Source organism: Kutzneria sp. NPDC051319, from assembly GCF_040682195.1.
Taxonomy (GTDB): Bacteria; Actinomycetota; Actinomycetes; order Mycobacteriales; family Pseudonocardiaceae; genus Kutzneria.
The window spans coordinates 13107-26473 of sequence record NZ_JBFBAM010000012.1; the positions used below are offsets into that span (position 1 = coordinate 13107).

Below are 13367 nucleotides of genomic sequence, written 5' to 3' on the forward strand. Positions count from 1 at the left end.
GCGAGTCCCGTTCTCAGGCAGCCATGAAGCTGTTTCATGGCGTCCCGAGAGCGGGACTCGCGGTTTTCAGGGGCGGGGGATGGAGCGGAGGTTGCTGCGGGCCAGGTCGATCATCCGGCCTACGCCTCCGTCCAGGACCGTGCGGGTGGCGGCGAGGGCGAAGCCGCGGACCTGGGCCGCCGTGATGTGGGGCGGGATCGACAGGGCGTTGGGGTCGGTGCGCACGTCGACCAGGAACGGGCCGGGAGAGGCCAGCGCGGTCGAGAGGACGCCGCGCAGCTGAGCCGGATCGTCGACGACCTCGGCCGGCACGCCGCAGGCCCGGGCGATGGCGGCCAGGTCGGAAACGCCGTGGTCGGTCTCGAACGACGGATATCCCGCCACCATCATCTCCAACCGGATCATGCCCAGCGACCCGTTGTTGAAAGCGATGATCTTCACCGGCACATTCCGCTCCCGCACGGTGCGCAACTCGCCCAGCAACATGGTCAGACCGCCGTCGCCGGACATGGACACCACCTGCCGGCCGGGCTGGGCATGGGCGGCCCCGATGGCGTGCGGCAGGGCATTGGCCATGGTGCCGTGACGGAACGAGCCGATGATCCGCCGCCGACCGTTGGGCGTGAGATAGCGCGCGGCCCACACGTTGCACATGCCGGTGTCCACGGTGATCACGGCGTCGTCGGCGACCAGCTCGTCCAGCACGGCGGCCACGTATTCGGGATGCACGGGCCGCAGCTTCTCCACCCGATCCGTGTAGGCGGAGACGACCTTCTCCAGGGCATCGGCGTGCTTGCGCAGCATCCGGTCGAGGAACGACCGGTCGGTCTTCTGCCGCAGCAACGGCAGCACGGCCCGCAGCGTGGCGCCGACGTCACCCTCGACGCCCAGCTCCAGCCGGGTACGCCGGCCGAGCCGGGAGGCGTCGCGATCGACCTGGACGGTGTGGGCCTGCGGCAGGAAGGTGTCGTACGGGAAGTCGGTGCCCAGCAGGATCAGCAGATCCGCCTCATGGGTCGCCTCGTAGCAGGCGCCGTAGCCCAGCAGCCCGCTCATGCCCACGTCGTACGGGTTGTCGTACTGGATCCACTCCTTGCCGCCGAGCGAGTGCCCGATCGGTGAATGCACGCGAGCCGCCAGCTCCAGGACCTCGGCCCGGGCGTCGCGAACGCCGGCCCCGACGAACAAGCTCACCGTGGCCGCCGAATTGATCTTGGCGGCCAATGCCCGAACGGCCTCCTCGGCCGGCTCGGCCACCGCCCGCGTCTCCACGATGTGACTGGCGCCGGTGGGAAAAGCGGCCGGCTCGGCGGTGAGGTCGCCGGGCAGCACCAGCACGGCCACGCCCTGCTTGGCCAATGCCGTCTGGATGGCGATCCGCGGCAACCGGGGCAGCTGCTCGGGCCGTGACACCAGCTCGCAGTAGTCGCTGCACTCCAGGAACAGGTGCTGCGGATGCGTCTCCTGGAAGTAGTTGGTGCCGATCTGCGTCGACGGGATGTGCGAGGCGATGGCCAAAACCGGGGCGCCGCTGCGATGGGCGTCGTACAGGCCCTGGACCAGGTGGGTGTTGCCGGGGCCGCAGCTGCCGGCGCACACCGCCAGCCGCCCCGTGAGCTGCGCCTCGGCCGCCGCGGCCAGTGCCGCCGCCTCCTCGTTGTGGACGTGCACCCACTCCACGTCCGGGGTCCGGCGGATGGCGTCGGCGATCGGATTCAGGCTGTCGCCCACCAGGCCGTACACCCGGCGCACGCCGGCCTGCCGGAGGACCTCGATGAGCTGGTCGGCGACGGTCTGAGCCATGGGCCACCCTTCCCCGGTCGATGTGGCGCGACTCACCTCCTATTGGCGGGGCCGCACCCGATGTTCACCGAGGAATCTAGTGGCGGACATGCCGATGGCGCCCGCGGAGAGCGGGCGCCATCGTTTGGCCTTGCCTATTTGCTCAGCCTGTTCAGCTGCCGTGAGCGGCCTGGAACTTGGCCACCAGCTCGGCCGGGATGCGGCCGCGGTCGGAGATCTTCTCCCCCTGGCTGCGGGCCCACTCGCGAATGGCCTGGTTCTGCGCGCGGTCGCCGCCGGCCTTCACCGCGGTGGTGCTGCCGCCCCGCTGCTTGCGGCCACCGACTCGCTGCGCCTTCTCGACGAACGAGGTCAGGCCCTCGCGGAGCTTCTTCGCGTTCTCCTCGGACAGGTCGATGGTGTACTCGACACCGTCGAGCCCGAAGGACACGCTCTCGTTGGCCTCACCGCCATCGAGGTCGTCGATCAGCTGGACGATGGTCTTCTGTGCCATGGACGTTTCTCCGTCTGGGTCGGAACGTGGCGTAATACTCGCTGTCAAAGAGGCGTGCCCCGTCGACGCGACTGCGGCCAGTCTAGTCGATACTCCGCACAAAATGACTCACCGACTCGAAACCAAATTGAGCGGCTAACCGGGTGGGGTCGGTCACGCCCGAGCGGCCGATCGGGCAGCAGTTGTCACCACGGCGGTCCGCCCCTAGTACGCCGAACAGACCAGCGACGACAGTTGTCGTCACCGATTCTTCACCGGATCAGGTGGCGTTAGGTCCGGATTCGCCCGTGACCGCGGATTGCTTGCCCCGCTGCGCACGGAACGTGCCTGCCGCAGGATGGAGGGGTGAGCGAACCCGATCCCCGCCGGTGGAAAGCACTGGCGGTCAGCCTCGCCGCCGGCTTCATGAGCCTGCTCGACGTGAGCATCGTGAACGTGGCGCTGCCCTCGGTGCAGAACGGTCTTGACGCCTCCGCCGGATCCGTGCAGTGGATCGTGTCCGGATATGCGCTCACCTTCGGCCTGTCCCTGGTTGCCGGCGGCCGGCTGGGCGACGTGCTCGGCCGACGGGTCATGTTCCTTGTCGCATTGACCGCATTTGTGCTGACCAGCGCGGTGGCCGGCGCGGCCCCGAACGAGACGTTCCTGATCGGCGCGCGACTGCTGCAGGGACTGGCCTCGGGGCTGCTCACTCCGCAGAACTCGGGCCTGATCCAGGATCTGTTCCGCGGCCCCGAACGCGGCAAGGCGTTCGGCCTGCTCGGCGCCACGATCGGCATTTCCACGGCGACCGGACCGGTGCTGGGCGGCCTGATCCTGGCCCTGTTCGGCGACGAGACGGGCTGGCGCTGGGTGTTCTACGTGAACGTGCCGGTCGGGGTGCTCGCGTTCGTGTTGGCCCTGCGCTGGTTGCCGCGGGTGGATCGCCGCCACGTCGTTTTGCGTCGGGAGATCGACCACATCGGCGCGTTCCTGCTCGGTGTCGCGGTGCTGGGCGTGTTGCTGCCGATCGTGGAGTCGGAGAGCGGCCCGGTCGGCTGGTGGTGGCTATTGGCGGCGCTCACGCCGGTTTTCGCGGTGCTGTTCGTGCTGTGGGAGCACCGTGTGTCCGCCCGCGGCGGGAAGCCGCTGCTCGACCTGCGGCTGTTCACCGAGGTTTCCGGCTACTCGTCGGGTTTGCTGCTGGGATCGGTGTACTTCTGCGGGTTCGCCGGCATTTTCCTGGTGATGTCGCTGTTCCTGCAGAAGGGTTTGCACTACACACCGTTGCAGTCCGGACTCACCGTGACACCGTTCGCGGTCGGTTCCTCGATCATGGCGGCGGTCGCCGGCCGGCTGGTTTCCCGCTTGGGTCGCAAGGTGACGGTGGCCGGGCTGAGTCTCATCACGATAGGGCTGGCCGCGGTCGCGGTGGTGGTGCGACTGGTCCCGCAAGACGTGATTGGCGGCGCGATCGCGCTGCCATTGCTGGTGGCCGGAATCGGTGGTGGCGCCGTGATCTCGCCCAACACCACGTTGACGCTGGAATGTGTGCCGAACCGCATCGCCGGTGTGGCCGGCGGCGCGTTGCAGACCGGTCAGCGGATCGGCACCGCGATCGGCACGGCGGTGCTGGCGACCGTCTTCTACTCGGTCGCGGCGGCGAGCCCCAACGTGATGGGACACAGCCCGGCTGCCGTGTCCACGACGTTGTGGTGTGCCATCGGATTCATGCTGGTGGCAATAGTCATCGCCGTGTACGAACTGCGGCGCACCACGGTCGGCCGGGCGGCGGTCCGGCCGGCCGCCGGCGATTAGGGCGTCACCGCGATGTTGGTGAGCCCCTTCACCGCATTGGTGACGGTGTTCGAGGCGTAGACCACGTTCGGCGTGCCTGCGCACTTCGACACCGATGTCACGTCGATCGCGTACTGCCCAACCCCGCCCAGATCGGAAACGTTGTTCCGCCACACGTTTCCGCAGCCGTTCGGGAACGACGGCGTGGTGCTCACGTTGTGCGTCTGGTAGCCGTCGGCGAAGGTGCCGGGGCTGGCGAACGTGCCGTGGTTGCCGTCGATGGTGTAGCCGGCGCCCTTCACGTCGACCCACGAGTCGGCCGAGTTCTCGCCGGTGATGCCCTGGCCGTCGAACGTGTTGCCACTGATCAGGCCGCCGGTGGTGCCCTCCTTGACGTCGATGAGCTCGGCCGCGATGTTCGGGCCCAGATGATTGCCGAGCACCTGCACGCGGTCGCCGCGGTCGACGCCGTCGGTGTTGCCGTAGCAGGGCCAATTTGAGACCGCGGATCCGATGTAGACACCCTCGCCGTAACCCGGCTGCACCAGGCCGGTGTCGGTGATGGTGGAGTTGCGCACCACGGAATCGGCCGACGACCGCCGGAAGTGGATGCCCTCCTCGTCGATGCGCCTCACCGTCACGCCGTCGATGACCGTGTGCGGCGAATTGTCGACGATGATGCCCTTCTTGGAGTCGGCGACGGTGAAACCGGTCAGATTCCAGTAGGCCGCGTTGAACAGCCAGAGCCCGTAGCCGGAGTCGTAGCCGGCGGTCGGCTGGGCGCAGTCCGGCGGGTCGCCGGCCGGGCCGTCGTTGACCAGCACGGCGTCGGCCGGGCCGGTGAGGGTGATGGGCTCGGCCGCGGTGCCGGGTCGCTGCGTGATGAAGGAGCCGTGGTACGTCCCGGACGCCAGCTTGATCACCTGGCCGGGCTCGGCGCTGCCGAGGGCGGCGATCAGCTCCGCCGCGGTGCCCACGTTCACCGTCGGCCCGCTGGGCGGCGTGGTCGTGGTGGTGGTCGTAGTCGTTGTTGTTGTCGTCGTGGTTGTGGTGGTGGTCGTCGGGCCGCCGCCGGCGCAGTCGGCGCCGTTGAGCAGGCAGCCGGTCGGGGTGGCCAGGCCGCTCACGCCGAAGCCGAAGCTGGTGGTGGCGCCGGGCTTGATCGCGCCGTTGTGGCTGACGTTGGCCAGCTTGTAGTGCTGGCCGGTGTGGGTGAGCGTGGCGTTCCAGGCCTTGGTGACGGTGGTGCCGCTGGGCAGGTCGAACTCGACGACCCAGGTGCTGCTGGCGGCCGTGCCGCCGTTGGCGATCGTGTAGCTGCCGTTGTAGCCGTTGCTCCACGTCGAGGTCTGACTGAACTGGGCGGTCAGCGCCGGGGCCGTCGCGGACGGCGCCGTGGCGTCGGCCGGGTGGGCCACGACCAGCAGCGCGGCCACTATGCCGACCGATGCCAGCGGCGCCAGCAGTCTTGTTCGGAACACGCGGGAACCTCCGGAAACGCAGGGCGGGGTCCACGCAGTATCGAGTCGCCCCATCGCCCCGGCAATGGGCGGATCGGGTAACTCCACGTATGTGAATTAAGAATCCGGCGACGCTTTTCTGACGCTTTTCGTATGGACAAAACCGCAGGTCAGGGCGTGTCTTCGGCTATCGCCTGGTCGTAGGCCCGCAGCGTGGCCACGAACAGGTCCCGCTCGTCGGAGGTGAGTGGCGCCAGCACCTTTCGCCACGCGTTCGCGCTGCCGGACAACCAGGCCTTGACGGCCGCGCGGTGATTCTCGGCGATGCTCACGATGGTGCGGCGGCGATCGGCCGGGTCCTCGGCCCGGTCCAGCACGCCCTGCCGGCTCAGGTCGCCGACCATCAGGCTGGCCGTCGTCGGCGCCACCTCCAGCCGGGCGGCCAGCTCGTTGACGGTGAGCGGCCCGTCGCACAGCAGGTAGGCCATCAGTGCGATGTGCCGCGGGGCCAGCGAGAAGCCGTGCAGCTCGGCCGGCACCGGCAGCTTCTTGGCCCGCCCGACCAGCCGCGGCATGAGCAGCAGCAGCTCGCGCACGGTGGTGTCCACCGTTGACATGGCTTTGACTCCAAACTAGCTTTGCTTACAAAGCTAATACTGTTCGACAGTCCATCGTAGGGGGAGCACCACCATGACCGTCCTCGTCACGGGCGCGCGCGGCCGCATCGCGCGGTCCCTCATCAGCCGCCTGACCAGCGCCGGAACGCCCATCCGGGTCGCGAGCAGCCATCCGGGGCCGGGGGAGGTGCGGCTCGACCTGCGGACCGGGGAGGGCCTGGCCGAGGCCCTCGACGGCGTCGACCGGGTGCTGCTCTACACCCAGCCCGGCGGCGTCGAGGCCTTTCTCCAGGCGGCCCACGGCGTTCGTCACGTCGTGCAGGTGTCGTCGTCGGCGGTGCTCTACGGCGGCGGCTCGATCGCCGCGCGGCACAAGGCCGTCGAGGACGCCCTGTTGTCCTCCGGGCTGCCGGTGACCGTGTTGCGGCCCGGCGCGTTCGCCGCGAACTCCTTGCGCTGGGCGGAATCCATCCACGCCAGGTCCACGGTGGAGTTCGCGTATCCGGACGCCCGGTACGCGCCCGTCCAGGAGGACGACATCGCCGCCGTCGCCCAGGCCGTGCTCGACGCGGGCAGCCACCTCGGCGAGGCGTTGACGCTGACCGGCCCCGAGGCGCTGAGCTACCGGCAGCAGGTGGCGATCCTGGCCGAGGTGCTGGACCGGCCGATCACCGTCGGCACGATCAGCCGGCAGCAGGCCACCGAGCGGCGGCCGGCGTTCATTCCAGCGGAGGTGATGGCCGAATTGCTGGACACCGACGCCCGCTGCGTCGACGAGCCGACGCTGGTCACCGACACCGTGCCGGCGATCACGGGTGCGCCGGCTCGGGGCTTTCGTCGCTGGGCAGCCGACCATCGCGCGGAATTCGGGGCACCACAAGGGTGAACTCCGCGCCGCCGGGGCTGGCGACGTCGATGCGGCCGCCGTGCAGGACGGCGTTCTCGTAGGCGATGGCCAGGCCGAGGCCGCTGCCCTCGCCGCGGCGGGAGCGGTCGCCCCGGACGAAGCGGTCGAAGACCACGGGCATCAGCTCCGGCGGCAGGCCCGGGCCGTGATCGCGGACGGCCACGCGGACCTCGGACGGCTCCGTGCCGTCGATGGTGATGGTGACCGGCGGGGCGCCGTGGTGCAGGGCGTTGCTGACCAGGTTGCGGACGATGGTGTGCAGCCGGCGGGGATCGCCGACCAGCACGCCCTCGCCGAGCAGCCGGACGGGGATGTCGGCGGCCACCATCTGCACCACGTCGACGCAGAGCTCTTGCAGGTCAACGGGTTCCGGCCGGAACTCGGCGGCGCCGGCGTCGAAGCGGGACATCTCCAGCAGGTCCTCGACCAGCGCGCTCAGCCGCCGCGACTGGGAGGCGATCAGCTCGGCCGAGCGGTCGTGGTCGGGGCCCGCGAGGCCGTCGCTGGCCGCGATCAGCACGGCCATCGGCGTCCGCAGGTCGTGGGCGACGTCGGCGACGAACTGGCGCTGCTGCTCGTCCTTGCGTCGCAGCTCCTCGATGGACTCGCCGAGCCGCCGGGCCATGGCGTTGAACTCGCCGGCCAGATCGGTGAACTCGTCCTGGCCCTGCACGGGAAGCCGCGTCTCCAGGTCGCCCGAGCCGAGCTGGCGGGCGGCCCCGGCGGCGACCCGGACCCGGCGCTGGATGCGGCGCGCGGCCAACAGCCCGAGCCCGCTGCCGACCAGGATGACCACCACGGATGCGGCGCTGAGCTCCAGCCGGATGCTGGCCAGCTCGTGGTCGACGGAGGCGGTGCTGTAGAATTCGACCAGCAGCATGTTCGGCTCGGTCTGGCCGACGAAGACCAGCTGCAGGCTCCCCTGGTAGGCGCCGTCGTAGTCGATCGGTTCGAGCCCCTGCCGCGCCCGGTCGACCTGCTCCTTGGGGATCACGGCGGGGGAGCCGGCGACCGCGAGATAGCCGTTGCCCCCGGAGACCAGCCGGGACTGCGGGCCGGTGGCCGGGTTGAGGTTCACGATGGACCACTCCAGCGCGAGCCGGCCGTGCAGGTAGTCGGCCGCACCGTCCACCTTGGACCCTTCGGGGGCGGCGGCGTGCACCAGCCACTGGTGGATCTGCTGGGCGTCCGACTGGAAATCGGCCGATGCGGCGTCCCGGAAGCGATGCTGGATCTCGCTCTGCTGCAACTGGTACGACAGATAGGCCATGGTTGCGGTGGCGGCCACCGTGATCGCGATGACCGACAACACGATGGACGTGCGCAGCCCGGGATGCCAACGCCTCACGGCTTGACCAGGCGGTAGCCGAGCCCCCGCGCGGTGCGCAGCAGCGTCGGGTTGCCCGGGTCCGGCTCGATCTTGGCCCGCAGCCGGGCCACGGCCGCGTCCACCAGTCGCGAGTCGCCGGCGAAACCGTAGTCCCACACCCGCTTGAGCAGCGTCTGCCGGGACAGCACCTGGCCCACGTGGTCGGTGAACTCCAGCAGCAGCCGCATTTCCGTGGAGGTCAGGTGCAGCTCCTCGCCGGACTTGGTGACGATCATGGCCTCGGCGTCGATGGACAGGTCGCCGAACGTCTGCACGCTGGGCTGTTCCTGGCCGGTCGAGGCGCGGCGGAGAATGGTCTTCACGCGGGCGTCGAGCACCCGCGGCTCGGCCGGCTTGACCACGTAGTCGTCCGCGCCGCCTTCCAGCCCCACCACCATGTCCACCGGGTCGCCACGCGCCGTCAACAGGACGACGGGAACCGTGGACCTGGCGCGGATCCTGCGGCACACCTCGAAGCCGTCGATGCCCGGCAGCATCACGTCCAGCAGCACCAGGTCGGTCGGGATGCGGTGGTCGAACAGCTGCTCAAGGGCCAGCTCGCCGCTGTGAGCGACCGTCACCTCGTGGCCCAGCGCGGTCAGCGCCCGGGCCAGGGCCTCGGCCAGCACGGTGTCATCCTCGACGAGCAACAGCTGGGCCACCGCGCCTCCTCCGGTCGGATACACAGTGGTTAGCACGAACGGCGTACCGGCGCCGCGCCGGGATGCGGTTGGCGGGCCGGCCGGGTGGCGCACAGCTCGAAGTGCCACGGCTCGTTGTCGTAACGGCGGTACAGCTTGTGCTTGTCCCCGTTGCGCTCCAGCCACGCCGCCCCCTCGGACGGGCGGACGTCCAGCGCGGTGCCCTGCACGTGGCTCGACTCGTGCGGCGGCAGCACCCAGCGGCGGGCCTCCTGGTGCGAGCCCGCGCTGCGCACCGCGTCCTTGTACAGGCGGTACTGCTCGGCCGCGTCCCGATGACCCGACGTCAGCCCGATCAGCTGGCCGTCCCGCCAGAACGCCTCGGCGCGGGCCGCCTCGAACGCGCGGCGGGTCGTCGGGTGCAGGCCGGCCAGCGACTCACGCGGGAACCGCAGGCCCAGGGCCCACTGGGCGGCATGATGCCGGGCCGCGCCGTGGTGGCGCAGGACGGCCACCGGCAGGAACACGCGGGCCAACACCTTGGTCGCGGCTTCGAGCAGGATCGTTCGGGTCATACGGACAATCGTGAGGGCGGCGTGTGCTGGCTCTGACCTAGGAGTGTCACGGCTGTGTGACAGTGGCTCACTGTGGGGCCCGCAACGGTCGGAAGAACTCCCGGATCTCGGCCACCAGCTCCTCGGGCCGTTCCAGGGCGGCGAAGTGCCCGCCGCGCTCGAACTCGGTGAACCGGGTCAGGTTGTAGCCGCGGCGCACGAACTCCTCGGGCGGCGTCATGATCTCGTGGGCGAACGAGGCGAAGCCGGTCGGCGTGTCCACGTACCCCGGCGCGAGCATGCCCTCGTTGTGCTGGGCCTCGTAGTACAGGCGGGTCGAGGTGGCGGCGGTGTTGGTCAGCCAGTAGAGGGTGATGGTGGTCAGCAGCTCGTCCTTGCTGAACACGGACTCGACATCGCCGCCGCAGTCGCTCCAGGCCCGGAACTTCTCCACGATCCAGGCCGCGAGGCCGGCGGGGGAGTCGGACAGCGCGGCGGCCAGCGTGGCCGGCTTCGTGCCCTGGAGCAGGCTGTACGCGCCCTCTTCGGCCTGCCACTGCCCGATCTCGGCCAGGAACGCCCGCTCGGCCGGCGTGAGCGGCGGCGAGTTCTCGTCCAGCACCGGCAGCGCGCCCAGCAGGTTCAGGTGGATGCCGGCCAGGTGCTCGCCGTGGGTGCGGGCGAGCGCGGTGGTGATCATCGCGCCCCAGTCGCCGCCCTGCGCGCCGTAACGCTCGTAGCCGAGCACCTCGGTCATGAGACGGTGGAACAGGGTCGCGATGGCCTGGGGGCTCAGGCCGGGCGTGCCCGGATGGGGGGAGAAGCCGTAGCCGGGCAGGCTCGGCGCGATCAGGTCGAAGGCGTCGGCCGGGTCGCCGCCGTGGGCCGCCGGCTCGGTCAGCGGTCCGATGATCCGGTGAACCTCGAAGAACGATCCCGGCCAGCCGTGCGAGAACAGCAGCGGGAACGGCTTCGGCCCGATTCCCTTGGCGTGCACGAAATGCACCGTCGTGTCGCCGACATCGGCCAGGAACTGGGGCAGGGCGTTGAGCCGCTGCTCGGCCGCGCCCCAGTCGAACACCACCCGCCAGTACGTGAGGAGTTCTGCGAGATAGTCCGGCGGCGTGCCGTGCGTCCAGGCGGATCCGGACAGTGCTGGCGGAAAGCGCGTCCTGGCCAGCCTTTCCCGTAAATCGGTGAGCTGCTGGTAGGTGGTGACGCTCCGAAATGGACGCACCGGTGTTCCCTTCGACGGCGTTGGCTCCACGTCTACGCCTGCCGCCGCGGGTTATCCAGGCCCCGCCGCGCTCCCGTCGGCCGGCGCCGGGAAGGACTGTCCGAACACGACGTTCAAGACTGCCCGTTCATGCGCTGTAGCGGATCATCCACTCGGTGTCGGGGTCGACGCCCGTGAACTCGAACCGCTCCGGCGGCACGATCTCCACGGTGTGGTCGGCCGGCACGCGCGCCGGCAGCGTGCCGAAACGCTCGCGGCGGACGGCGGCGGCTTCCTGGTCGGTGAGCTCAGCCATGACTACCTCCGGACTTCCTGGTCGGCCGGAACTTGGCCCGGTAGCTGCGGGCCGAGACGCCGACGTGCTTGGCGAAGTTGCGGCGCAGTGACTCGGCGGAGCCGAAGCCCGTCATCACCGCGATGTCGGTGACCAGGTGGTCGGTGGTCTCGAGCAGGGTCTTGGCCCGCTCGGTCCGTTCCCGGCCCACCCAGTCGACGATGCTGGTCCCGGTGGCCTGGCGGAACTTGCGCACCAGGCTCCTCTCGCTGACGTGTGCCTGTGCCGCCAGCTGGTTCAACGTGAGCGGCTGGTGCACGTGTTCCCGCAGCCAGCTGAGAAAATCCGGCATGAGCTGACCGTGGTCGCGGGAGAGCTGCTCGCCGGACCGGTTGGGCGCGACGACCAGCAGCCGGCCGATGGCGTTGGCGTAGGCGTCGCCGATGTCCAGCGACAGCAGGTGCAGCGCGATGTCCGCAGTGGACAGTGCGCCGCCGCAGGTGTGCACCGCGCCGTCGTCGACGAAGATCCGGTCGATTTCCAGGCGGGTGGAAGGAAACTCCTCACGGAACGCCGCCGAGTAGAGCCAGTGCGTGGTGGCGCGGCGGCCGTCGAGCACGCCCGCGCGGCCGAGCAGGAAGGTGCCGCCGCACAGTCCGACCATGCGCGCGCCGCCGTGGAAGGCGGCCCGCAGCAGAGCCAGCAGCGTGCGGCTGCGTGGGGCGAACGGATTCTCGACACCGGGGACAAAAACCGTGTCGGCCGACAGCACGGTCGCCATCGGGGCCAGGTCGCCGAGGTCCACGCCGCCGGGCAGCGGCTGGCGGCGGCGTTCGCCGCACAGCACGACCTGGTAGCGGCCGGTGAGGTCGTCCGCGCCGGGGAACGGCCGGCGACCGAACACCTGTTGCACCACAGCCACTTCCAGCGTCACCGAGTCGGGCAGCACCGGCACCGCGATCACGTGGCGGTCGCGGCCGCGGGAGACCGGCGGGGACTTGACGGGGTGCATGGCTCAGGCCGCGGCGACGAGGGCGTCGCGCATGATCTGGAGCTGGCCGTGGTGCTGGACGACGTCGGTGTAGACGTGCAGCAGGGCGCCCGCGCTGTCGGTGTCCTCGTGGGCCGCAGCGATGTCCTTGGATAGCTGGATGACGGTGTCCCGGACCCGGTCGAGCAGGGGCGCGACCGGCCCTTCCGCCGTGAACTCGGCGTCCCGGTCGCGGTGCGCCGGGCGGCCGGAGACGACCTCGCCGACCCAGTAGCCGATGGCGCCGACGCTGTGGTTGAGCAGCGCGTACGGCGTGTTGGCGCCCGGCAGCGGCATGCGCCGGTTGGCCAGGTCGTCGCCCAGTTCGGCGACGATGTCGGCCATCCCGTTGAGCGCGTTGGCGAAGAAGTCGAGGTACTGCTCTCGCGTGATCACTGGCGTCTCCAGTCGGCACCTGTCGAGGCGGTGTGCGATTCACGGGGACTTATTGCGCACCGGTTAGAACGGTGTGCAGCATTGCATGACGTCTGCGCACCTGTCAAACTGGTGCGCATGGTTCACCGCTTCCCGTGCGACCACCCGGCGCTCGACTTCGTCGGCACCCTGCGCGGCCGCCGCTTCGACGACCCGCTGGAGATGCTCGACGGGCCCGCGTCCCTGGACGCCTGGTACCGCGAGTCCTCGATCCTCGATGCCGGCCCCCCGGCCGGGCCCGCCGACCTCGTCGACGCCGTCGCCCTCCGCGAGGCCATCTACGCCCTGGTCGCCGCCCGCCTCTTCGACGAGGAGCGGCGCCCCGCCGACATCTCCCTGATCAACTCCTTCGCCCGCGCCACCCCCGCCGCCCCCCAGCTCACCCCCGCCGGCCGCCGCGTCGAGGCCACCCCCGCGCAAGCGCTTGCCACCGTCGCCCGCGCCGCCGTCGACCTCCTCGGCGGCCCCGACCTCGCCCTCCTCAAGGAGTGCCAGCGCCCCGAGTGCAACCAGGTCTTCATCGACCGCTCCCGCGGCTTCCGCCGTGAATGGTGCTCAATGACCACCTGCGGCAACAAAGTCAAAGGCGCCACCTACCGCGCCCGCCAACGCGGAAACCTCGCCCCCGCCACCTGACACATTCGGGCGACTACCCCGCGGTCGCCCCCGGCCCGCCGCTACCGGCCGCACGTGAGTGGCTCATTTCGCCTCCGCGGCCACCTGAGCCACTCACGTGCCCGGCGAGTGTCGCACCTGAGTGGCTCAGGTGGG

Annotated in this window: 14 protein-coding genes; 3 read left to right on the top strand and 11 right to left on the bottom strand. The window is 70.2% G+C overall.

Features of this window, described 5'->3' with window-relative positions; translation table 11 throughout:
- Window positions 1–66: 66 nt before the first annotated feature.
- A complete protein-coding gene (locus tag AB0M73_RS14525; RefSeq protein ID WP_363891079.1) occupies window positions 67–1803 on the bottom strand; it encodes a pyruvate dehydrogenase in 1737 nt (578 codons plus the stop codon).
- A gap of 151 nt (window positions 1804–1954) precedes the next feature.
- Window positions 1955–2296, bottom strand: coding sequence for an Lsr2 family protein (locus tag AB0M73_RS14530; RefSeq protein ID WP_043718402.1), 342 nt, complete (start codon window positions 2294–2296; stop codon window positions 1955–1957).
- Between the two features lie 405 nt (window positions 2297–2701).
- On the opposite strand from AB0M73_RS14530, the gene AB0M73_RS14535 reads away from it, so the two are divergent.
- The gene (locus AB0M73_RS14535; protein WP_363891278.1) at window positions 2702–4093 is read left to right on the top strand and encodes an MFS transporter; all 1392 of its coding nucleotides are present in this window, start codon (window positions 2702–2704) and stop codon (window positions 4091–4093) included.
- On the opposite strand, the gene AB0M73_RS14540 is transcribed toward AB0M73_RS14535, so the two are convergent.
- Both AB0M73_RS14540 and AB0M73_RS14545 read right to left on the bottom strand, forming a co-directional pair.
- Window positions 4090–5553 (bottom strand): cellulose binding domain-containing protein, encoded by a 1464-nt coding sequence (locus AB0M73_RS14540; protein WP_363891081.1) that lies wholly within the window; start codon window positions 5551–5553, stop codon window positions 4090–4092. The genes AB0M73_RS14535 and AB0M73_RS14540 overlap by 4 nt on opposite strands.
- A 149-nt stretch (window positions 5554–5702) precedes the next feature.
- Window positions 5703–6149 carry a MarR family winged helix-turn-helix transcriptional regulator gene (locus AB0M73_RS14545; protein ID WP_363891083.1) on the bottom strand — a complete coding sequence of 149 codons (447 nt, stop codon included), beginning with the start codon at window positions 6147–6149 and terminating at the stop codon, window positions 5703–5705.
- A gap of 73 nt (window positions 6150–6222) precedes the next feature.
- On the opposite strand from AB0M73_RS14545, the gene AB0M73_RS14550 reads away from it, so the two are divergent.
- Window positions 6223–7035 carry an NAD(P)H-binding protein gene (locus AB0M73_RS14550; RefSeq protein ID WP_363891085.1) on the top strand — a complete coding sequence of 271 codons (813 nt, stop codon included), beginning with the start codon at window positions 6223–6225 and terminating at the stop codon, window positions 7033–7035.
- Here the strand turns inward: AB0M73_RS14550 and AB0M73_RS14555 are convergent.
- From AB0M73_RS14555 to AB0M73_RS14585, 7 genes are all read right to left on the bottom strand, one after another.
- Window positions 6959–8404 (bottom strand): HAMP domain-containing sensor histidine kinase, encoded by a 1446-nt coding sequence (locus tag AB0M73_RS14555; protein ID WP_363891087.1) that lies wholly within the window; start codon window positions 8402–8404, stop codon window positions 6959–6961. The genes AB0M73_RS14550 and AB0M73_RS14555 overlap by 77 nt on opposite strands.
- Window positions 8401–9087 (bottom strand): response regulator transcription factor, encoded by a 687-nt coding sequence (locus AB0M73_RS14560; RefSeq protein ID WP_363891089.1) that lies wholly within the window; start codon window positions 9085–9087, stop codon window positions 8401–8403. Before AB0M73_RS14560 ends, AB0M73_RS14555 begins: the two co-directional genes overlap by 4 nt.
- Before the next feature lie 29 nt (window positions 9088–9116).
- The gene (locus AB0M73_RS14565) at window positions 9117–9641 is read right to left on the bottom strand and encodes a D-alanyl-D-alanine carboxypeptidase family protein (protein ID WP_363891091.1); all 525 of its coding nucleotides are present in this window, start codon (window positions 9639–9641) and stop codon (window positions 9117–9119) included.
- Window positions 9642–9708: 67 nt separating this feature from the next.
- On the bottom strand, window positions 9709–10857 hold the full coding sequence (locus AB0M73_RS14570) for an epoxide hydrolase family protein (RefSeq protein WP_363891093.1): 1149 nt from the start codon (window positions 10855–10857) through the stop codon (window positions 9709–9711).
- Between the two features lie 127 nt (window positions 10858–10984).
- Entirely contained in the window at window positions 10985–11152 is a 168-nt protein-coding gene (locus AB0M73_RS14575) for a hypothetical protein (RefSeq protein ID WP_363891095.1), read from the bottom strand.
- Window positions 11145–12143: a helix-turn-helix domain-containing protein gene (locus tag AB0M73_RS14580; protein WP_363891097.1), complete on the bottom strand. Its 999-nt coding sequence runs from the start codon at window positions 12141–12143 to the stop codon at window positions 11145–11147. The genes AB0M73_RS14575 and AB0M73_RS14580 overlap by 8 nt, the downstream gene beginning before the upstream one ends.
- Before the next feature lie 3 nt (window positions 12144–12146).
- Entirely contained in the window at window positions 12147–12557 is a 411-nt protein-coding gene (locus tag AB0M73_RS14585) for a DUF664 domain-containing protein (RefSeq protein ID WP_363891098.1), read from the bottom strand.
- A gap of 117 nt (window positions 12558–12674) precedes the next feature.
- Between AB0M73_RS14585 and AB0M73_RS14590 the strand changes: the two genes are divergently transcribed.
- Window positions 12675–13232 (top strand): ABATE domain-containing protein, encoded by a 558-nt coding sequence (locus AB0M73_RS14590; protein WP_198047220.1) that lies wholly within the window; start codon window positions 12675–12677, stop codon window positions 13230–13232.
- Window positions 13233–13367: the final 135 nt, after the last annotated feature.